This window comes from Nocardiopsis sp. NPDC006139 (genome assembly GCF_040614155.1).
Lineage (GTDB): Bacteria > Actinomycetota > Actinomycetes > Streptosporangiales > Streptosporangiaceae > Nocardiopsis > Nocardiopsis changdeensis.
This window is the reverse complement of the sequence record NZ_JBEXTT010000001.1, coordinates 391,216-410,859: the sequence shown is the minus strand read 5'-3', so window position 1 is coordinate 410,859 and position 19,644 is coordinate 391,216. Positions and strand designations below refer to the sequence as shown.

The following is a 19,644-nucleotide window of genomic DNA, read 5'->3' as shown; positions in this document are numbered from 1 at the left end:
GTGATGGCAAGGCCCCCCATGGTCCAGACTGGTGACACCACGGTGGCCGAGAGGTGAGGTGAGGGGTGCCCCGAGCGCGATCGACCCAGACCAAGGACCGGATCCGGGCCGCGTCCCTGGAGCTGTTCCGGGAGCGGGGCGTCCAGCAGACCAGCATGCGCGACATCGCGGACCGGGTCGGCATCACCAAACCCGCGCTCTACTACCACTTCGCCTCGCGCGAGGACCTGCTGCGCTCCCTGGTCCGCCCGATGCTGGACGACTACGAGGCCGCCGTGGCCGCCGACGAGGCGGCCGGGGGCGCCGTCGACCCGCGCGTCCTGCTGGCCCGGTACTTCGACGTGAGCATGCGCCACCGGGAGGTCAACCGGGTGGTGTTCCGCGACGCCGCCACCCTGGCCGAGCTCGACCTGGGCGGCCGGGTCCTGGACTGGCGCCGCCGCATCACCGCGATGCTCGCCGGCCCCGGCGCGGAGCTGGCCGAGCTGGCCCGCGTCACCCTGGTGCTGGGCGGCCTGGGCGACTGCGTGGTCCTGCTGGGCGACCGCCCCGCGGCCGAGCTGCGCGCCGCCGCCCTGGCCGCCGCCTACACCGCCCTGGGCCTCCCGCCCGGGCCGCCGCCCGTGACCACGGGCGTGCCCGACGCCCCCGAGGGCGCCACCCCCGAAGGAGACCGCACATGACACACCCCCGGACCGACGTCCTCGTCGTCGGCGGGACCGGCGTGGACACCATCGTCCGCGTCCCCGACCTGGCCGTTCCCGCGGGCGACTCCGCGTCGGTGCCGCCGGTGCTGGACCACGTCGGGCACACCGGCAACGGCGTTGCCCTGGGCCTGCACCACCTGGGCCGGGCCGTGGAGTTCATCGACTTCCTCGGCGAGGACCTCCAGGGCCGCATGATCCTGGAGCGGTACGAGAAGGAGGGGCTGGCCTTCTCCCACCTGGTGTCCCCGCACGGCACGCCCCGCGGCGTCAACCTCGTCGACGACCAGGGCCGGCGGTTCTCCTTCTACGACGGCCGCCACCCCGCCGACCTGCGCCTGCCCCGGGAGTTCGCGCTGCCGTTCCTGGAGCGCGCCCGCCACGTGCACATGTCGATCATCAACCACAACCGCGACCTGTACCGGGACCTGGCCGGACTGGACGCCACCGTCTCCACCGACCTGCACGACTGGGACGGCGAGAACCCGCACCACCTCGACTACGCCCTGAACTCGGACCTGGTCTTCATGAGCGCCGCCGCCGTGCACGGCCGGGTCGACGAGGTCCTGGCCGGGATACTGGAGCGCGGCCGGGCCGTGCTGGCCGTGGCCACCGACGGGGCCGCGGGCTGCCGGGTGCTGGAGCGCGGCCGGGACCGGCCGCGGCACTTCCCCGCGGTGGCCCCCGAGCGCCCGGTCGTGGACGCCAACGGGGCGGGCGACGCCTTCATCTCCGGGTTCCTGCACCGGTACCTCGGCGGCGCCCCGGTCTCGGAGTGCGTGCTGGCCGGGGCGGTGGCGGGTGCCTTCACCTGCACCACCGCCGGGACCCACACCGCGTTCGTCGACTCCGCCGGCCTGGACCGCCTGGCCGCCGCCGCGGCGGACGGGTGGCCCGGAGCGCCGGACGGCGGCCGGGCCGAGCGGGACGGTCAGCCGGTGTAGGGCGGGGGACCGCTCTGCGGGGCGCGCGGCAGCGTCCACTCCCGCAGGACCTCCGACTCCACCCGCACCCGGGTCCGCAGCGAGTCCGTGCCCCGGCCCTGCGGCAGCCGGTCCAGGTCCGCCGCCAGCGAGCGCAGGGTGGCGCCCGCGGCGGACGGGTTCCCCTGGAGCCGGTGCAGCCGGGCGATCTCCAGGCGGAACGCCAGCGTGCGGGGGTCGTCGGCGCCCATGACCCGGGTCAGGTCCGGCAGGAGCATCAGCGCCTCCCACAGCGCCGCCCCGTGGTCGCCCAGCTCGCCCAGCCGGTAGGCGATCTCGAACCGGGTGGTGAGCGTGTCCGGGTGGTCCGGCCCCAGCACCCTGGTCCGGTCGGGCAGCAGCCTGCGGTGCTCGGCCAGCGAGGCCGCGTCGTCCCCCAGGTCCCCCAGGGTGTTGGCGACGGCCTGTCGGCTCGCGAGGGTGTCGGGGTGGTCGGGCCCCAGCGTCCGGACGCGGTCGCCCAGCAGGCGCTGGTGCTCGTCCAGGGCGCCCCGGTGGTCGCCCACCGCCGACAGGTGGTCGGTGATGTTCTCGCGGACGGTGAGGGTGTGGCCGTGGTCGGGGCCCAGCACCCGGACCAGGTCAGGCAGGACGGCGCGGTAGGCGGCCAGCGCGGCCTCGTGGTCGTTCAGCTCGCCCAGCTGGTAGGCGATCTGGAACCGGGTGCCCAGGGTGTCGATGTGGTCGGCGCCCAGCAGCGCCGCCTGGTCGGGCAGCAGGGAGCGGTACTCCTCCAGGGCGGCCCGGTGGTCGCCCAGGCCCTCCTTGCAGGCCGCGATCCGCGACCGCAGCTTGACGGTCCGCGGGTGGGCGGGTCCCAGTGACTCCCGCAGCCGGGGCAGCAGGCGCTCGTAGCCGGCCAGCGCCGCGGCGTGGTCGCCGCCCTCGCGCAGCCGGTCGAAGACCGCCGACTCCGAGCGCAGGGACTCCTCGGACTCGGGCACCCGGGAGGCCGTCCCCGCGGGGACGCCCGTTCGCGGGGCGCCCGTCGGCACCCCGTACGCCGGCGCGCCGGTGCCGTAGGCCGGGATGCCGCCCGAGGGGGTCGCCGCCCGCCCGCCGCCGTGCTCCGACGGGGAGCCGCCGGAGCCCGTCCACGCCGGACCGCCGCCGTGTGCCGGACCTCCGCCGTGCGCCGGGCGGTCCGCCGGCGGGGGCGTGGCCGACCCCGTCGCGGGGCCGCCCGCCGGGCCGCCCCCGAAGTCCGGCCAGTCCACCTCCGGATCGACGTCCCCGACCGTCTCGGCGACCTCCTGCGGGGTGGGCCGCTGCTCCGGGGCGTGCCGCCAGCAGCGGGTTATGACGTCCCGCAGGTCCGCCGGGACGCCCTCCGGGAGCTCCGGCGGGGGGCCGATGAGATTGCGCACGATCCCGGCCAGGGTGGGGGCGTCGAACGGGTTGCGCCCCACCGCCGCGTGCGCCAGCACCGTGCCCAGCGAGAACATGTCCGAGGCCGGACCGACCTCCAGCGCGTCCACCTGCTCGGGCGACATGTACAGCGGGGTGCCCAGGGTGGCCCCGGTCCGGGTCAGCCCGGAGGAGTCCCCGCTGGGGCGGGCGATGCCGAAGTCGATGATGCGCGGCCCGTCGGAGGCCATGAGCACGTTCGCGGGCTTGAGGTCGCGGTGGGTCAGCCCGGCGCCGTGGATCGCCTCCAGCCCCTCGGCCAGGCCCACCGCCAGCACCCGCAGCGTCGGGTGCGGCAGCGGCCCCCGCCCGGCCAGCACCTCGTGCAGGGACGGGCCGGGGATGAACGCGCTGACGATCCACGGCGGGTCCCCGTCGGGGTCGGCGTCCACCACCGGCGCGGTGTGGAACCCGCCCACCCGCGCGGCGGCCGCCGCCTCCCGGGCGAACCGGCCGCGGAACTCGGCGTCGCCCGCGTACTGGGGCAGGATCACCTTCACCACGACCTTGCGGCCCGCGGCGGTGCGCCCCAGGTACACCCGGCCCATGCCGCCCGCTCCCAGGCGGTGGGTCAGCCGGTAGCGGCCGATGCGTTCGGGGTCTGTCGGATCCAGGGGCTGCACGGGCAGAGGTCCTTCTGGCGTCGGGGCGGGGACTGGTCGGTGCTCTGGGACGAGCGTTCCGCCTCTGCGGTTCAGCCTAGGGCTTGCACGGGATTCCCGGATCCTCCCGGGGCGTCCGTCCGCGTGACCGGTGGTAACGGGGTTTTCACCGGGATTCAGGATGCGCGGAACACGGACCCGGCCCGCGCCGTGCACAGTGGGTCCCGCGCACGGCGGTCCGACCCGCGCGTGGGCCCGCCGCGCACCGCGGGTCGTAACCTTGGCCGCTGGGAGGGCTTGTGGAAGGGCTTGGGGGAGAGTTCGTGAGCGACACCTGGTTCGAGGACCGCACCTACCGGCACACCGACTGGACGCCGGAGCGGCTCCTGGACCTCAAACGACAGCGGGGCCTGACCGTCAGCCTGGTCGTTCCGGCCCGGAACGAGGAGGCCACCGTCGGGGGCATCGTCTCCCGGGTGCGGGCCGCCCTGGTGGAGCGCACGCCCCTGCTCGACGAGGTCGTCGTCATGGACTCCGACTCCACCGACGGCACCGGCCGGGCGGCGGCCCGGGCGGGGGCGACCGTCCACCGGACCGTCGACGTCCGCCCCGACCTGGGGCACCGGCGCGGCAAGGGCGAGGCGATGTGGAAGTCGCAGTTCGTCACCTCGGGCGACATCATCGTCTTCCTCGACGCCGACCTCGTGGAGTGGGACACCCACTTCGTCTCGGCCCTGCTGGGGCCGCTGCTCACCGAGCCCGGGGTGGGGCTGGTCAAGGGGTTCTACGACCGGCTGCTCGACCTGCCCGGCGGCGCCCGGGTCAGCCACGAGGGCGGCCGCGTCACCGAGCTGGTCGCCCGCCCCACCCTGGCGCTGCGCTGGCCCGCGCTGTCCGGTGTGGTCCAGCCGCTGTCGGGCGAGTGGGCGATCCGCCGGGACCTGTTCGGGCAGCTGTCGGTGCCCACCGGGTACGGCGTCGAGCTGGCCGTGCTCATCGATACCCACCTGCGGTGCGGGGTGCACGCGGTGGCCCAGGTGGACCTGGGGCGGCGCGCCCACCGCCACCAGTCGCTGCGCGGCCTGGGCGCCATGGCCACCGAGCTGCTCGCCATCGCCGACCGGCGGTGCGGGATCGAGCACGGCGGCGACGTCGCGATCCGCTGGTTCGACACCTCCGACGGACACGGGCGCCCGCGCACGGGTACGGTCAGTACCGTGGAGCGCCCGCCGGCCGCCGGGGTCGGGCCGGAGCGCTCCCGGGTGCTGGGAGGAGCTGTCGGTCGGTGATGAGGCTGCGGGGCCGGGAGTACGGCGGGCACGAGTCGCTGGTGATGGCGATCGTCAACCGGACCCCCGACTCCTTCTACGACAAGGGCGCCACCTGGGACGACGGGCCCGCCTTCGAGCGGGTGCGCAAGGTCGTCGCCGAGGGGGCCGACATCGTGGACATCGGGGGGATCAAGGCCGCGCCCGGTGAGGAGATCGGCGCGGACGAGGAGAAGCGCCGCGTCGTCGACTTCGTCGCCGCCGTCCGCGCCGAGTTCCCCGACCTCGTCATCAGCGTCGACACCTGGCGGGCCTCGGTGGGCCGCGCGGTCTGCGAGGCCGGAGCCGACCTGCTCAACGACGCCTGGGGCGGCTACGACCCCGGGCTGGCGGAGGTCGCCGCCGAGTTCGGGGCCGCCCTGGTGTGCACCCACACCGCCGGGGTCACCCCGCGCACCCGGCCGCACCGGGTGCGCTACGAGGACGTGGTCGCCGACGCGGTGTCCTCCACCGTCGCCCTCGCCGAGCGCGCGGTGGCGCTGGGGGTGGACCCGGCTTCGGTGCTCATCGACCCGGCCCACGACTTCGCCAAGAACACCTGGCACTCCCTGGAGCTGACCCGCCGCCTGGACGAGATGACCGCCACCGGGTGGCCGGTCCTCGTGTCGCTGTCCAACAAGGACTTCGTCGGTGAGACCCTGGACCTGCCCGTGGGGGAGCGCCTGACCGGGACGCTGGCCGCCACCGCGGTGTGCGCCTGGCACGGGGCCCGTGTGTACCGGGTGCACGAAGTGGCCGAGACCCGGCAGGTCCTGGACATGGTCGCCTCGATCCGCGGGGTGCGGCCCCCCGCGCGGACCGTGCGGGGGCTGGCGTGAGGGGCCGCCGCTCCGGAAGGGGGAACCGTTGATCGTCGCCACCGCCGTGTGCCCGTCGCCGCCTCTGCTCCTGCGGGAGCTGACCGGCGGCCAGGACGTGGCCGCCGACCTGCGCAAGGCGTGCGAGGAGGCGGTCGGCGCGCTGGTCGCCGCCGCACCGGACGTGATCGTGGTGCTGGGCGCCGACGCGCGCTCGGCGGAACGGGTCCGGGGCCGCGTCCCCGTGTCGGCCTTCGGCGGACCGGGGGAGCGGGTCCCCGCGGCCGAGGCGCTGCCGACCTCCCTGGCCGTGGCCCGCCGCCTGCTGGACGACACGGGTGTCCGGGTGCCCGTGGAGATGGGCACCATCGCCGCCGACGCCGACCCGGCGGAGACGGCCCGGCGGGGCCGGGCGGTCGCCGACCGCCCCGAACGGGTCGGGCTGCTGGTCATGGCCGACGCGGGCGCCCGCCGCGGCCTGCGCGCCCCCGGCCACCTGGACGAGCGGACCTTCCCGGTGGACGGGGCGATCCGCGCCGCCCTGGCGGAGGGGGACGCGGCGGCGCTGCTGGACCTGGACCCCGCGCTGTGCGCGGACCTGATGATCAACGGCCGCTCCGCCCTCCAGGCCATGGCGCACGCCCGGTCCGGGGCGCCGGTCGCCGGGCCCCGCCTGCTCTACGCCGACGACCCCTTCGGGGTGCTGTACCTGGTGGCCGTCTGGCCCGGGGACCGGCGATGAGGGTCCTGCTCAACGAGATCGCCCCGCGCACGGCGGCCCCGGGGGACGAGGTCTCCGGAGAGGCGCTGGCGGTGCTGTACGCCCACCCGGAGCGGTGGACGCGCGCGAACATGGTCGCCACCCTGGACGGGGCGTCCACCGGCGGGGACGGGCTGACCGGGTCCATCAACACCCCGCCCGACAACGAGGTCTACCGCCTGCTGCGGGACCTGGCCGACGTGATCCTGGTGGGCGCCGGGACCGCCCGCGCCGAGGGCTACCGCCGCCCGGGGCCGCGGGTGCGGCCCGGCCGCACGCCGCACCCGGACGTCGCCGTGGTGAGCCGCTCCGCGCTGGTGCCCCCGGGCCTGGCCGCCCCGGCCCGGGGCCGCGGCGGGGCGTGGATGGTCACCCGGGCCGCCGCGGGGGAGGACGCGCTGGAGCGCGCCCGCGCCCAGCTGGGCGCCGACCGGGTCCTGGTGCACGGCGGCATCGAGGTGGACCTGGGCGCGGCCCTGGCCGACCTGGCCGGCCGCGGGCTGTCCCGGGTGCTGTGCGAGGGCGGCCCCTCGCTGCTGGCCGACGTGGCCGCCCAGGGCCTGCTGGACGAGCTGTGCCTGACCACGGTGCCGGTGCTGGCGGGCGGCGAGGCCCGCCGGATCGCCTTCGGCGTCCCGTCGGACCTGGAGCTGTGCCCCCGCCTCATCCTGGAGTCCGAGGGGACCCTGCTGCACCGCTTCGTCCGACCCACGCCCTAGGAGCCCCGATGGACGTGCTGCGCGGACAACTGGTCCAGGCGGTCCTGGGCACCCTGCCCGCCGACCTGCCCATGGTCGCAGCCCAGGCCCTGGCCCGCGGGCTGGACTCGCCCGCGCTGCGGGAAGTGGCCGGGCTGGGGCGCGCGGACCCGGCGGAGGAGCTCTTCACCGAGGCGCTGGCGGAACTCGGCCTGTCCTGGCCCACCCCGGGGCAGGCCCACCTCTACGCGGCCCGGCACCTCTGCTCCCGGCTCCTCGGGGGCGCGCCGGACGCGGCCCGCGCGGCCGCGGCGGCCGAGGACGTGTACCACCACCTGTGCCTGGTCGCCGCCCACGGCGAGGGCGACCACGACTACAGGTCCTTCCTCGACCTGGCCTACGAGTGGGACGCGGACCGCCGGGCCGGTGTGGTGCCCGCCCCCGGACGGGAGCGGGCCGTGGTCGCCCGCTTCCGGGAACTCGCCCGGGAGCTTCTGGCCGCGAGCGGTTGAGGCGCACGGGAGGGGCCGGGGAGAGCCCCGGCCCCTCCTCGGCGGGTCCGTGCGGTCAGACGGTGTGCGCGAAGGCGCGGTCCTCGGCGGACTCCACCATCAGGGCCTGGACGCGCCGGGCCTCGGCGCGTTCGGCCTCGGGCACCTCGTGCAGCGCCCTGCGGCGGGCGCGGCGCCGGGCCAGGGCGACGGCGGCGGAGCGGCGCAGCCCCGCCTCCTCGGCCTCCAGCGCCAGGGCCCTGCGGACCCGGCGCCGGTAGGTGTGGCGGGCGGCGAAGTACACCGCCATGGCGATCCCGAAGTTCAGCAGCACCTTGAAGACGATGCCCGCGAAACCGTCCAGCAGCGGCGAGTCGAACAGCCAGTGCATCGCCATCGCGGTCAGGACCAGGACCGACGCCCCGAGGACCCGGCGGCCGCCCGGCAGCCACCCCGCGGCCGCCAGCAGGCCGACGCCGGCCCCCGCCACCGCGGACATCGCCCAGTGCGAGCCCAGGCCGGTGAGGAGCACCCGCAGGACGGCCGTCTGCGCCACGGCCAGGCCGCCGTTCACCCCGCCCGCCTCGACCACCGTGTTGAGCCCGTAGATGAGGTTCTCGGTCACCTCGAAGCCCAGGCCCACCAGGGCGCCGATCACGAACCCGTCGACCGGCCCGCGCACGGCGCGGGGGAAGGCCACGGCCACCAGGACGATCCCGGCGAGCTTGAACAGCTCCTCGTTGAACGGCGCCGTCATGGCCGCGCCCCAGACGGCGGAGAACTCCAGCCCCAGGGTCTTGGACCACACCCCGGTGAGCGCGCTGTTGGCGAGCAGGGCGCCGCCGGTCGCCGCGGTCAGCCCCCACGCCACCGCCACCAGCGAGGCGGCGGGATCGGGGGCGCGCACCGGCCGGATGCGCCGGAACAGCCAGAACCCGAACAGCAGGGTCGCGGCGGCGAAGACCAGCCCCAGCGCCGCCTCGGCGAAGAACACCCGCACCGTCCCGCCCAGCCGGACCGCCAGCGTGACCAGCCCGAGCAGGCACAGCACGCCGATGACGACCATGGAGACGAAGGCGGGCAGGCGGTACCCCGCCACGGTCTGCTCGGGGGCGCGGGGCGCCGGGACCCGCTGCGGCCCGGGCCCGTTCCTGCGCCGCCGGCGCTGGGCGGGCACCGTCCCGGCCGCGGTGTCGGGGGACCGGGGGTCGTTGGGCGCCTGGCTCATCGTCCGCCCTCCTCGGTGAACGTGACGGCGCGGGCGACGTCGGCGACCGCCTTCAGGTCGGCGGTGGTGGCGTCCTCCCCGCCCAGGGTCATCTCCACGGCGAACTCCCCGTCGGGCGAGGGGTACAGCACGGCGGCCCCCTCCTCGGAACGGCTGCGCATGACCCCGGTCAGCCCCTCGACGCCCTGCTCGGTGGTGATCGCCTCGGGCTCGCCCAGCCTCGCGGTGGGGTCCCCGGCGCGGACGATGTCGCCCATGCCCGCCCACAGCCGCTCCGCGTCGGGCAGCGGGTCGCCGACGGGCGTGACCGAGGTGACGGTCAGGTCCACGGGCCCCCGGTGGAAGCGGTAGGTCTGGCCGGCCTGGCTGGCCCCGACGTCGAGGTGCCACCCGTCCTGGGGCAGGGTCAGCGCGGCCCGGTACCCGCCGCCCTGGCCGAGCGTGATCTCGTCCCCGGCGCGGACCCGCTGGGCCCCCGGCAGCAGGGAGTCGAGCAGCGACCAGACGACCACCAGGAGGACCGCCACGGCCGTGGCGACGCCCAGCGGGATCCAGTGGTTGCGGCTCGTCCCCGGCGCAGTACCACTCGGCTGTGCCATGGCGCACCTTTCGTCACTCATGGTGATGATCTGTCCGGACAAGGGAAGCATCCACGACCGGGCGTACTGCCGGGAAAGTGGGAACTTGGCACATTTTGACGGGGATTTCACCGTTCCCTGAGCGGTGTCGGACCTCAGGGGTGCACGAGGATCTTCACGTGGTCGTCGCCGTGCGCGATCAGCTCCTCGTAGCCCTTCTCGCGCGCCTCCTCCAGCGAGAGCCGGCCGGTGATCAGCTCCTTGGGCTGGAGGACGCCGCGGCCGACCGCATCGATCACCTCGGGGAAGTCGAGGGGCCCGTAGCCGAAACTGCCCACCAGGCCGATCTCGGTGGAGGCCAGCACCGCGGCGTCCAGCACCACCGGCCGCCCCTCGGACACGGTCACCGCCCGGCCGCCCTTGCGCAGGGCGCCGATGAGCGTCGCCACCGCCTCCGTCCCGGTGCCGGAGGTCTCGAAGGAGACGTCGGCCCCCAGGGGCGCGGACCCGCGGACGGCGGCGACCACGTCCGTCTCCGCGGGGTCGAGCACCAGGTCGGCGCCCAGCTCCTCGGCGATCCGGCGGCGCAGAGGGGACGCCTCGCTCACCGTCACGTGCGCGGCGCCGCGCGCCCGCGCGGCCATCAGCACCCCCAGGCCCACCGCCCCGGCGCCGACGACCAGCACGGTGTCGCCCTCGCACAGGCAGGCGCGGCCCACCGCGTGCCAGGCCACCGCGAGGGGCTCCACCAGGGCGGCCACCGTGGGGGAGACGTCCTCGGGCATCACGTGCACCCGGTCGGCGGGCACGACCACGTACTCGGACATGCCGCCGCCCCCGCCCATGAGGCCGATGAACCCGGAGTTCTCGCACAGGTTGTACTCGCCCCGGCGGCAGGCGGCGCAGCTGCCGTCGAACACCAGGGGCTCCACCGCCACCACTGCGCCCTGGGGCGCTCCGCGCACGTCGGCGGCGGCCTCGACGACCCGCCCGGAGAACTCGTGGCCCTGCACGTGCGGGCCGTGGGTGCGCAGCACGGGGTGGAGGTACTCGTCGGGCAGGACGGGGTCGAGGTAGTTGCGCACGTCGAACTCGCAGATGCCGTTCCACCCGACCCGGATCTTCACCGTCCCGGGCACGACCCGGGGCTCGGGCACCTCGTCCACCCGCAGGTCCCGGGGCCCGTGCAATCGCAGCGCCCGCATCCGGCCCCCTTCCGCCGCTCCTGCCCCCTTATCTCCCCACCCCGCCCCCCTGCCTCCCCGCCTCTCCGTGTAAACACTTCCCCTGGCCGCTGTCACCGAAAGAGCAGGAGAGGCCGATGCGCCTGGTGTCCCTTCACCGCGAGGAGTGCGGCCGCCGCGTGCGGTTCCTGGACCCGAACGCCTACCTGGAGGCGCTGCCCGGGCTCGCCGCCCGCCTGCCGCCCGGTGCCCGGGCCTTCGCCGCCGACCCCGGCCACTACGACTTCTACGGGCCCCGCTGTGTGAAGGACCTGCGGCCGGCCGGGATCGCGATGGCGCCGGGCGGGGCGGGGTTGTTCGACCTGACGCTGACCTTCGAGCCCAACCCCTTCAAGCACGACGCGGGCCTGTCGTTGGCGTACACCGATGCCTCCTCCTTCGCCGTGGAGGCCGACGGGGAGCGGGCGCGCACCGACGGCGGATCGCTCCCGGGGCTGGGCGACGTCACCCTCGACGAGGTGCTGCCGCACGAGCGGGGCTGCTCGCACGAGGTCGGCCTGCTCGGCGGGCGGATCCTCGTGGTCGCCCGGGACGTGGTGGCGGCCTGGGGGTGAGGCTCAGGGGCGGAGGGTGAGGTGGTCGGCGGGGGAGCCGCAGGCGGTGCAGGTGGGGGTGGTGTCCAGGACGGCGACGTGGTCGCGGTGGTGGAAGACCACCGGGGGCTCGTCGTAGAGCCAGGTGGAGCCCCAGTGGGCGAGGGCGGTGACGACCGGTGCGAGGTCGCGGCCGGCGTCGGTCAGGTGGTACTCGTGGCGCGGCGGGCGCTCGCTGTAGGCGCGGCGCTCGACGACGCCCGCCTCCTCCAGGGCGCGCAGGCGGGCGGTGAGCCGGTCGCGCGGGGCGCCGGTGTTGCGGGCGATGGCGTCGAACCGGTGCACGCCGAGGAGGAGCTCGCGCACGACCAGCAGGGACCACTTCTCGCCGACGAGGCTCAGCGCGCCGGCCGCCGGACAGGGGCGTCCCGGGACGGTGGGGTTGGGCTTCGTCGTCTCCGTCTGCGCCATGCCCCCAGGATGGCACACCCCATCGAGTTGGAAAAACAAACCGACCTGTTAGGGTGCGTCCATGACCGACAGCACACCGGCCCCCGCCGCCTGGGGAGAGCCGCGCGAGAAGACCGTGACCTGGTACGACCCCAAGGTCGTCGCCGCCGGACGCGAGGGCCTCACCGGTGCCGCGCACCTGCGCGCCATGGCCGGCGGCGAGCTGCCCCCGCCGCCCATCGCCGCCCTCATGGGGTTCGACCTCGTGTCGGTCGGCGAGGGCGAGATCGTCTTCACCGGCACCCCCGACGACTCCGTCTACAACCCCCTGGGCATCGTCCACGGCGGCTACGTCTGCACCCTGCTCGACACGGTGGCGGGCTGCGCCGTCCAGACCACCCTGCCCGCCGGGTCCGGGTACACCTCGATCGAGATCAAGGTCAACTACCTGCGCCCGGTCACGGCCGGGACGACCCTGACCGCCCGCGGGTGGGTGCCCAAGCCGGGGCGCCGCGTCGCCTTCGCCGAGGGCGACGTCCGCGACGAGTCGGGCAAGGTCGTGGCCACCGCCTCCTCCACCTGCCTGGTCTTCGACCTCTAGCCGAGGGCGGCCAGCGCCGACCGCCACACCGGCGGCACCGGGCCGGTGCAGGCCACCGACCCCACCGCGGCCAGCCCGGCCAGGCCCGCGACCGCCTCCGCCAGCCCCGGTGCCGCCTCCTCGTCGTCCACCCACGCCTCGGCGTACACGCCCTCCAGTTCCAGCACCCCGCGCCGCCGGTCCGCGCGGGCCGCCACCCGCCCCACCAGCCGGTCCCCGTGCAGCACCGGCAGCACGTAGTACCCGAACCGCCGCTTCGCCCGGGGCGTGTACATCTCGTTGACGTAGTCGAACCCCCACAGCAGGGACGTCCGCTCCCGGTCGCACAGCAGGTTGTCGAACGGCGAGAGCAGCGTCGTCCGCCCCTCCCACCCGGCGCCCGCGGCCTCCTCCACCAGCGGCAGCACGTCGGCGTGCACGAACCACGGCTCGGCGCTCCCCTCCACCCGGGCCCGCACCGCCCGCCCCCGGGCCACCAACCGCTCCAGTGTCCGGTCCGTGTCCCCGTACCGCTCGCGCACGAAGTGCCGGCGCACGTCCCGGGCCCGCCCGGCGCCCAGGGCCCGCAGCGCGTGCTCGGCCGACCGCTCCTCGATCTCGGCGTCGGTCCGCTCCGACCGGTCCGCCCACGCGGGCAGACACCGCTCCGCCAGGTCCCACAGCCGGGTGCGCCCGCGCCGCCCGGCCACCATGATCCGCCCCTGGAACCACAGCAGCTCCAGCATCCGCTCCACGTTGCGCCCGGCCGTCCACCCGGTGGACTCCCAGGGCACCGCCGCCCGGTCCTCGAACCCGTCGGTGGGCAGCGGCCCGGCCTCGCGCAGCCGGTCCAGGACGTGCTCGCGCAGCTCCCCGTTGGCCTCGGCCCACGCCCCCAGGCGGGAGCCCTCGCCCGGGTGGCGGCGCATCAGCCGCCGGTGCAGCGGCAGGTCCTCGGTGAGCACCATCGACGCCGCGTGCGCCCAGTACTCGAACAGCCAGCGCTCCTCCCACAGCAGCGCGTCCAGGTCGGCGTGCCGGTACCCGCCCAGCCTGCTCCACAGCACCAGCTCGTGGCTGCGGGCGACCACACCGATCGGGTCGATCTGGAGGCAGCGCAGGTCGCGCAGCACCTCGCGCAGGCCGTCGGGGCCGGGGCGGAGGCGGGGCCCGGACAGGTGCTGGCGGCGCACGGCCAGGCGGCGCACCGCCCGGGTGTCGAGTTCGAGGGTGTCCACGCGGGGCTCCGGGGGTGGGGGACGGGGGTGTGCGGCCCAGTGAACCGCACGCTCCCGACATTCCGCACGTCCCGGCCCCGCGGCCTACAGGGTGGTGGGCAGCGGGCCGCCGTTCCAGGCGACGGCGTCGTCCAGGGCGGCGCGCAGGTCCATCGGCTCCCCGGCCAGGTCCGCCCGGGCGCGGTGCAGGTTGAGCACGATGCGCTCGGCGTCGCCCCAGCCGGCGAACTCGCCCAGGTCCAGGGCGCGCGCGTTCTCCAGCGGGCTCAGCCCGGCGGCGGCCCCCTCCCTGGCAGCGGCGAGCACGAACCGGTAGTACCGCTCGTGGGCGGCCAGCACCGAGTCCAGGTCGGCGGCGCCGAACACCGGCCCGTGGCCGGGCACCACGTGCGCGGGCTCGAAGGAGCGCAGCCACGCCAGCGACCGCAGCGCCCCCTGCACCGAGCCCATGAACACCAGCGGGGTCAGCCCGTGGAAGATCAGGTCACCGGTGAACAGCACCTCCTCCTCGGGCAGCCAGGCCACCACGTCGCCGGGGGTGTGCGCGGTGTACCCGGGGTGGCGCAGCTCCACCCGGCGCCCGCCCACGTGCACGGTCAGCTCCCGGTCCAGAGTGATGGAGGGGAGCCGGCGGGCGACCGGGCCCCAGTCGGGGTGCGGATCCCAGACGGGCGGGCAGTCCTCGAAGATCGGGTCGTGCAGCAGCGCCTCGCGCATGGCGGCCTGGCCGATGAGCGCGGCGGTGTCGGGCAGCAGCGAGTTGCCGTAGGCGTGGTCGCCGTGCTGGTGGGTGTTGACCGCCCAGCGCACGGGCGCGCCCCCCGTGGCCGCGTCCAGGGCTGCCAGGAACCGGCGCGTGCGCTCGTGCGTGGCGCAGGTGTCCACGACCAGCACCCCGTCCCGGCCGACGACCGCCCCGGCGTTGTTGACCCACCAGGTGCCGTCGGGCTGGACCCAGGCGTGCACCCCCTCGGCGACCTCCGTGAGCGCGGCCGCCGCGGGCCCGGTCGCGGTGTTCCCTGCCATTGCCGATCCTCCTCGTCGCCGGTGCGCGGTCCGCCAGGCTACCGACGGCGGGGCCGCGGCGGGGCGGCCACGGGAATACCGTCCGGATTCGGGGGGATCATCCGTTGCGGTCGGCGGGCGCGGCGCCCGCCGGAAAACCGAACGCACCACCCGCGCGTCGTATGGTCGGCGCGCGTGCGCCGGTGCGAGGGGAGGCGTGCGTGGTCGAGGACCCGACGGTCGGCCGGGACACCGAGGACACCTCCCCGCGCGGCCCGCTGGGCTGGTGCGGCGCCGGGCTGTGCCTGGGCGGGGCGGCGCTGGCGTTCGCCCCCGAGGTCCCCTGGTGGGCCGCGCTCTCCGCGGCGGGGACGGGACTGCTGATGGTGGCGGCCGGGCGGCGCCGGATGCGGGCGCGCCCGTGGCGGCGCTCCCTGCCCCCGGCCGCGGCCGGGCTGGTGCTGGCCCTGGTCGCCGGGTTCGGGGTGCGCGCCCTGACCCTGTCCCTGATGGTCGACCACACCGTCGCCGCCACCGTCCCCGGGACCGCCCCGCCGGTCCCCGCGCGGGCGGCGGAGGTCGCCTGGTCCTGGACGCCGCCCGGGGACGGCGCCGTGGTGGACGTGCTGCCCGGCACCCTGGGCCCGGTCGTCGTCCTGGACGACGGGGTGGTCGCCCTGGACGGGACCACCGGCGGGGAGCTGTGGCGCTACCGGCTGCGCGGCGCCGACGCCCGCGCCTCCGTCCACGGCGGCGGCACCCGCGTGCACGTCGCCCACGGCGACCCCGACGACCCCGGGCGCACCGGCGCCCTGGCCTGGGTGGAGCTGGACACCGCCCGCGGCGCCACGGTGGAGGCGTTCACCACCCCGCCCCCGCCGGACGGCGCGGACGCGCGGGTCCTGGCCGCCGGACCCGGCACCCTGGTGTACTCCTGGCAGGAGGGGGACGGGCCGCCGCGGATCAGCGCCCGCGACACCTCCGGCTTCCGGGAGGCGTGGTCGTTCACCGTCCCGGAGCGGCCCGGCCGCGTCTGCGGGCCCCGGCGGGAGTGGGACGCCGACAACACCCTGCGCACCCCCGACGTGTTCCTGGTCGCCTACGCCTGCGCCCCCCGCGATTCGCCGTCCGGCGCCTCCTCGATGGGGCCCGCCGACACCCCCGCAACGCACCTGACCGGAGTGGTCACCGCCCTGGACCCGCGGGACGGCGGGGAGCGCTGGACCCGCGAGCTGCCCGGGCTGGGGGACTTCCCCGCGCTGCGCACCGGCGGCCCGGCCGCGGACCCCGAGGCACGCCCCGCGGTGGTGGCCGGCCCCCTCGCGGGCGGGGGCGCCCCGGCGGCCCTGGACCCGCGCGACGGGTCGCACGCGGTGCGGATCACCGACGAGTCCTGGACCGACGGCCGGTCCGTGCTGGTGGGCGCCGACACCTCCGGCGCGGTCGTCGCGGAGACGGCCGCCGACCGTGTGCTGTTCCACCGGGTCGACCCGGCCGGGGAGATCGTCGAGACCGCCGCCCTGCCCGGTGACGAGGTGTCCGAGCACGGTCCGGGCCCGGCCGTGGGGCTGCCCGGCGCGGTCGCGGTGCCCTCCGGCGGGGACCGGGCCGGCGCGGGGGAGGGGAGCGGCGCCCCGGCGCTGTGGTCGGTCCCCTTCGACGGCGACCCCCGGCTCCTGGTCCTGGACCCGCCCGACGGGGCCCGGCCGGAACCGCCGGGCCCGGACGCGGGCGACCACCGGGCGGTGGCCGTCCCCGGCGCGCTGGTCACCGTGGTCCGCGGCGCCGACACGGTCCGGCTGTACGGACTGGTGGCCTGACGCGGGCGGGCGGAGCCCGGGCAACCCCGGGAAAACCCCTGCACCGCGGGGAGAGCACTGGTAGCTTCGCGGCATGCGGGAGTTGCCAGACCTCCACGAGGACCGGATCGCACAAGCCCTGGGCGCGTGGGGCATCCGCCCGGTCGCGCTCACCCACCTGCCCGTCGGCTTCGCCGACCACCACTGGCGGGTCACCGACACCTCGGGGCGGCGCTGGTTCGCGACCGTCGCCGACCTGTCCCGCAAGGCCTACCTGGGGCCGACCCCGGTACAGGCCCGGGAGCGGCTGGCCGCGGCCATGGACACCGCGGCCCGGCTGCACGACGACTCCGGCCTGGGGTTCGTCGTGGCACCGCTGCGCACCCCCGAGGGGCGGACCGTCCGGGCGGTGGGCCGCGACCGGGTGCTCAGCCTCTTCCCGTACGTGGAGGGCGCCTCCGGCGAGTTCGGCCGCCCCCTGACCCCGTACCTGCGCGGACTGCTGCTGGACGCCCTGGCCCGGCTGCACCGCGTCGCCCCGGTGCGCGGGGTGCCCGCCGCGCCCGAGGAGATCGGGCACCGGGCCCACTTGGACGCCGTCCTGGAGGACCCCTCCCTGATCGGGGCGCACGGCCCCTACTCCGGCCCCGCCGCCCGGCTGCTGGCCGAGCACACCAAGCGGGTGCGCACGCGGTTGGAGGAGTACGACCGCCGGGCCGCCCGGCTCGCCGACGCCCCGCTGGTCGTCACCCACGGCGAGCCCCACCCCGGCAACGTGGTCTGGCGCGGCCCCCGGCCGCTGCTGGTGGACTGGGACACCGTGGGGGCCGCCGCCCCCGAACGCGACCTGTGGCTGGTCGCGGAGGACGCCGCCGACCTGGAGCGCTACAGCGACGCCTCCGGCCACCCCGTGGACCCCGACCGCCTGGACCTGTACCGGCTGCGCTGGACGCTCCAGGACATCGCCGAGTTCGCCGACGCCTTCTCCCGCCCGCACACGCGCGACCGCGACACCGAACTGGCGTGGCAGGCACTGGAGGAGACCGTCACCGGCCTCTGACCCCTGGTCGGGAGGTCGGCGGCGGGTCTCCCCGCCCCCGGGCGCTGCGCTGGGTAGCATTCTGATCGCCCCGCGTCATCAGCGCCCGTTCCACGGAGACGACATGCGACTTCCGACGAGAATCAGCGACATCCCTCTGCGCCTGGCCACCGGCGCGTTCATCCTCAACTCCGGCCTGTCCAAGCGCGGCGCCGACGAGGAGACCGCACGGGGCATGCACGGCATGGCCGCCGGCACCTACCCCTTCCTCAAGGACGTCGACCCCACCACGTTCGTCAAGGCCCTGTCCGCCGGGGAGATCGCCCTGGGCACCGCCCTGCTGGTGCCGCTGGTGCCGAGCAGGATCGCGGGGGCGGGGCTCGCCGCCTTCGGCGCCGGACTGGTCGGGCTGTACCTGCGCACCCCGGGCCTGCGCCGCCCGGGCACCCTGCTGCCCACCCAGGAGGGCACGCCCATCGCCAAGGACTCCTGGCTGGTCGGCGCCGGGCTGGCGCTGCTCATCGGCGACTGCGGCGGCGACCGCCGCTGCTGACGTTCCTCAGGCTCCCGAGGCCGGGACGAACACCCGCAGCGCCGCCGGCCGCTTGGTGAACCGCACGGTCCGGGAGCCCTCGACGACCTCCCCGTCCACGGCCAGCAGCCGCGGCTCCTCGGGCAGGACCAGCTCCAGAGCCCGGGCGGTCCTCTCCCGGTAGCCCTCGCCCTGCCAGTGGCGGCCCAGCAGCACGTCCACGGCCGCCCGCAGGCGGGGGAACGGGGAGCGGGCGCCCAGCACCCGCACGTCCAGGCGGCCGTCCACCAGGCTCTCGCGCAGTGCCGGGACCCGGCCGTGCGTGCGGTAGCGGCCGTTGCCCACGAACGCCCACCACACCTTCGTCTCGCGCCCGTCCACCACCGCCGGAACGGGCGAGACCTCGCGGAGGTCGTGCCACAGGGCCAGGGCGAACGCGGGCCACTTGCCGATCCGCGGCGCCCACCGGTCGCGCCGCTCCACCATGCGCGGGTAGGAGCCGAACGACGCGGTGTTGAGGAACAGGCGCCCGTCCACCTCGCCCACGTCCACCCGGGCGAGGCGGCCGCCGGCGTAGGCGCGCAGCGCGATGTCCACCGAGGTCAGACCCAGGGTCCGGGCGAAGTTGTTGAGCGTGCCGTCGGGGATCACCAGCAGCGGCCGGTCGTGGTCCATCGCGGCGCGCGCCCCCGCGTTGACGGTGCCGTCGCCGCCCGCCACCGCCAGCACCGAGCCGGCCTCCGCCGCCTTGTCCATGACCATGGCGATGTCGTCGTCCTCGGACAGGGCGACGATCGTGGCTCCCGGCAGCGCCCGCGCGATCTTCGAGGGCGTCCCGCCGGTCGCCGGCCCGGGCAGCCCCTCGGCGACCGCCGTCGGGAGCAGGTCGGCCGAGCGGGGGTTGACCACCACCGTCACACCGGTCCCGGGCAGCGTCCCGGTGGACAGGGCGTCCTCGGCCGGGGCCGGCTCGCTGTGCACGCCCGCGGGAAGAGTCTCGGCGCCGTGGACCAGCTCCGGCCGGGGCGGCACCACCGCGCGCGCCGCCAGCCCGGCGGCCAGCCCGATGGCCGCCCCGCCCAGCACGTCGCCGGGGTAGTGGACCCCGCTGTGCACCCTGGACACCGCCACCACTCCGGCCAGCGCCGCCACCAGCGCCGTCAGCGGGCGCGGGGCGTCGGCGCCGATCCCCGCCGCGTAGCCGACGGCCGCCGCCGTGTGCCCGGACGGGAAGGAGGAGCTGCGGTAGTCGCGGTAGGGGATCCGGGCCCGCGGCACCCGCGACAGGTCCGGGCGGCCGCGGTCGGTCAGGTGCTTGACCCCGGCGGAGAGCGCGTTGGCGGCCGCGGCCGCGGCCATGGCGCGCAGGGCGGTGCGCCGCAGCCGGGGGCCGCCGGTGGCGGCCAGCGTCGCCGAGATCAGGAACCACGGGGCCATGTTGTCCGTGGCCTGCACGAACTTCGGGGTGTAGGGGTCCAGTGCGGGCGGCCCCAGGCCGGTCACGAAGCGGTGGATCCTGCGGTCCAGGCGGTCGATCGCTCGTAGTGCGCGCATTCGTCCACGGTGCCGCCGAGACCCCCTCGCTGTCCAGAACCGCTCCTGTTCCGGTGCTCTCGCGGCCCTGTGGCTCAGGTCACAGTCCTTTTCG

Annotated in this window: 20 protein-coding genes; 12 read left to right on the top strand and 8 right to left on the bottom strand. The window is 76.4% G+C overall.

The window, feature by feature from the left end; genetic code table 11:
• Window positions 1-65: 65 nt before the first annotated feature.
• The gene (locus ABZ249_RS01690) at window positions 66-683 is read left to right on the top strand and encodes a helix-turn-helix domain-containing protein (RefSeq protein ID WP_355255787.1); all 618 of its coding nucleotides are present in this window, start codon (window positions 66-68) and stop codon (window positions 681-683) included.
• Window positions 680-1,648 carry a carbohydrate kinase family protein gene (locus ABZ249_RS01685; protein ID WP_355255784.1) on the top strand — a complete coding sequence of 323 codons (969 nt, stop codon included), beginning with the start codon at window positions 680-682 and terminating at the stop codon, window positions 1,646-1,648. The genes ABZ249_RS01690 and ABZ249_RS01685 overlap by 4 nt, the downstream gene beginning before the upstream one ends.
• Here the strand turns inward: ABZ249_RS01685 and ABZ249_RS01680 are convergent.
• Window positions 1,636-3,717 carry a serine/threonine-protein kinase gene (locus tag ABZ249_RS01680; RefSeq protein WP_355255781.1) on the bottom strand — a complete coding sequence of 694 codons (2,082 nt, stop codon included), beginning with the start codon at window positions 3,715-3,717 and terminating at the stop codon, window positions 1,636-1,638. The genes ABZ249_RS01685 and ABZ249_RS01680 overlap by 13 nt on opposite strands.
• A 302-nt stretch (window positions 3,718-4,019) precedes the next feature.
• Between ABZ249_RS01680 and ABZ249_RS01675 the strand changes: the two genes are divergently transcribed.
• The 5 genes from ABZ249_RS01675 to ABZ249_RS01655 are packed head-to-tail and all read left to right on the top strand — an operon-like array spanning window position 4,020 to window position 7,791.
• Entirely contained in the window at window positions 4,020-4,985 is a 966-nt protein-coding gene (locus ABZ249_RS01675; protein WP_355255778.1) for a glucosyl-3-phosphoglycerate synthase, read from the top strand.
• Entirely contained in the window at window positions 4,982-5,842 is an 861-nt protein-coding gene (gene folP, locus ABZ249_RS01670) for a dihydropteroate synthase (RefSeq protein ID WP_220562347.1), read from the top strand. The genes ABZ249_RS01675 and folP overlap by 4 nt, the downstream gene beginning before the upstream one ends.
• A 28-nt stretch (window positions 5,843-5,870) precedes the next feature.
• Complete coding sequence (locus ABZ249_RS01665; protein WP_355255775.1) at window positions 5,871-6,563, top strand: hypothetical protein; 693 nt, start codon at window positions 5,871-5,873, stop codon at window positions 6,561-6,563.
• Window positions 6,560-7,300 carry a dihydrofolate reductase family protein gene (locus tag ABZ249_RS01660; RefSeq protein ID WP_355255772.1) on the top strand — a complete coding sequence of 247 codons (741 nt, stop codon included), beginning with the start codon at window positions 6,560-6,562 and terminating at the stop codon, window positions 7,298-7,300. Before ABZ249_RS01665 ends, ABZ249_RS01660 begins: the two co-directional genes overlap by 4 nt.
• Before the next feature lie 8 nt (window positions 7,301-7,308).
• Window positions 7,309-7,791: a hypothetical protein gene (locus ABZ249_RS01655; RefSeq protein WP_355255769.1), complete on the top strand. Its 483-nt coding sequence runs from the start codon at window positions 7,309-7,311 to the stop codon at window positions 7,789-7,791.
• Window positions 7,792-7,846: 55 nt separating this feature from the next.
• Here the strand turns inward: ABZ249_RS01655 and ABZ249_RS01650 are convergent, their stop codons facing one another.
• From ABZ249_RS01650 to ABZ249_RS01640, 3 genes are all read right to left on the bottom strand, one after another.
• On the bottom strand, window positions 7,847-8,998 hold the full coding sequence (locus ABZ249_RS01650) for a PrsW family intramembrane metalloprotease (protein WP_355255766.1): 1,152 nt from the start codon (window positions 8,996-8,998) through the stop codon (window positions 7,847-7,849).
• The gene (locus ABZ249_RS01645; protein WP_355255763.1) at window positions 8,995-9,597 is read right to left on the bottom strand and encodes a hypothetical protein; all 603 of its coding nucleotides are present in this window, start codon (window positions 9,595-9,597) and stop codon (window positions 8,995-8,997) included. Before ABZ249_RS01645 ends, ABZ249_RS01650 begins: the two co-directional genes overlap by 4 nt.
• A 134-nt stretch (window positions 9,598-9,731) precedes the next feature.
• On the bottom strand, window positions 9,732-10,781 hold the full coding sequence (locus ABZ249_RS01640; RefSeq protein WP_355255761.1) for an alcohol dehydrogenase catalytic domain-containing protein: 1,050 nt from the start codon (window positions 10,779-10,781) through the stop codon (window positions 9,732-9,734).
• A 116-nt stretch (window positions 10,782-10,897) separates the two neighbouring features.
• Between ABZ249_RS01640 and ABZ249_RS01635 the strand changes: the two genes are divergently transcribed.
• Window positions 10,898-11,374, top strand: coding sequence for a hypothetical protein (locus ABZ249_RS01635; protein ID WP_355255758.1), 477 nt, complete (start codon window positions 10,898-10,900; stop codon window positions 11,372-11,374).
• 3 nt (window positions 11,375-11,377) lie between these two features.
• On the opposite strand, the gene ABZ249_RS01630 is transcribed toward ABZ249_RS01635, so the two are convergent.
• On the bottom strand, window positions 11,378-11,824 hold the full coding sequence (locus ABZ249_RS01630; RefSeq protein ID WP_355255755.1) for a helix-turn-helix domain-containing protein: 447 nt from the start codon (window positions 11,822-11,824) through the stop codon (window positions 11,378-11,380).
• A gap of 61 nt (window positions 11,825-11,885) precedes the next feature.
• On the opposite strand from ABZ249_RS01630, the gene ABZ249_RS01625 reads away from it, so the two are divergent.
• Window positions 11,886-12,404, top strand: coding sequence for a PaaI family thioesterase (locus ABZ249_RS01625; protein ID WP_355255752.1), 519 nt, complete (start codon window positions 11,886-11,888; stop codon window positions 12,402-12,404).
• Here ABZ249_RS01625 and ABZ249_RS01620 read toward each other — a convergent pair.
• Window positions 12,401-13,621, bottom strand: coding sequence for a crosslink repair DNA glycosylase YcaQ family protein (locus ABZ249_RS01620; protein ID WP_355255748.1), 1,221 nt, complete (start codon window positions 13,619-13,621; stop codon window positions 12,401-12,403). The genes ABZ249_RS01625 and ABZ249_RS01620 overlap by 4 nt on opposite strands.
• A gap of 84 nt (window positions 13,622-13,705) precedes the next feature.
• Window positions 13,706-14,647 (bottom strand): MBL fold metallo-hydrolase, encoded by a 942-nt coding sequence (locus tag ABZ249_RS01615; protein ID WP_355255745.1) that lies wholly within the window; start codon window positions 14,645-14,647, stop codon window positions 13,706-13,708.
• Between the two features lie 200 nt (window positions 14,648-14,847).
• Here ABZ249_RS01615 and ABZ249_RS01610 point away from each other — a divergent pair, with 200 nt between their 5' ends.
• The 3 genes from ABZ249_RS01610 (at window position 14,848) to ABZ249_RS01600 (ending at window position 18,017) form a co-directional block, all read left to right on the top strand.
• Window positions 14,848-16,446 carry a hypothetical protein gene (locus ABZ249_RS01610; RefSeq protein ID WP_355255742.1) on the top strand — a complete coding sequence of 533 codons (1,599 nt, stop codon included), beginning with the start codon at window positions 14,848-14,850 and terminating at the stop codon, window positions 16,444-16,446.
• A 73-nt stretch (window positions 16,447-16,519) separates the two neighbouring features.
• Entirely contained in the window at window positions 16,520-17,485 is a 966-nt protein-coding gene (locus ABZ249_RS01605; protein ID WP_355255739.1) for a phosphotransferase, read from the top strand.
• Between the two features lie 103 nt (window positions 17,486-17,588).
• A complete protein-coding gene (locus ABZ249_RS01600; protein WP_355255736.1) occupies window positions 17,589-18,017 on the top strand; it encodes a hypothetical protein in 429 nt (142 codons plus the stop codon).
• Window positions 18,018-18,023: 6 nt separating this feature from the next.
• Here ABZ249_RS01600 and ABZ249_RS01595 read toward each other — a convergent pair whose 3' ends face one another.
• Window positions 18,024-19,550, bottom strand: coding sequence for a phosphatase PAP2 family protein (locus ABZ249_RS01595; protein ID WP_355255733.1), 1,527 nt, complete (start codon window positions 19,548-19,550; stop codon window positions 18,024-18,026).
• Between the last annotated feature and the right edge of the window lie 94 nt (window positions 19,551-19,644).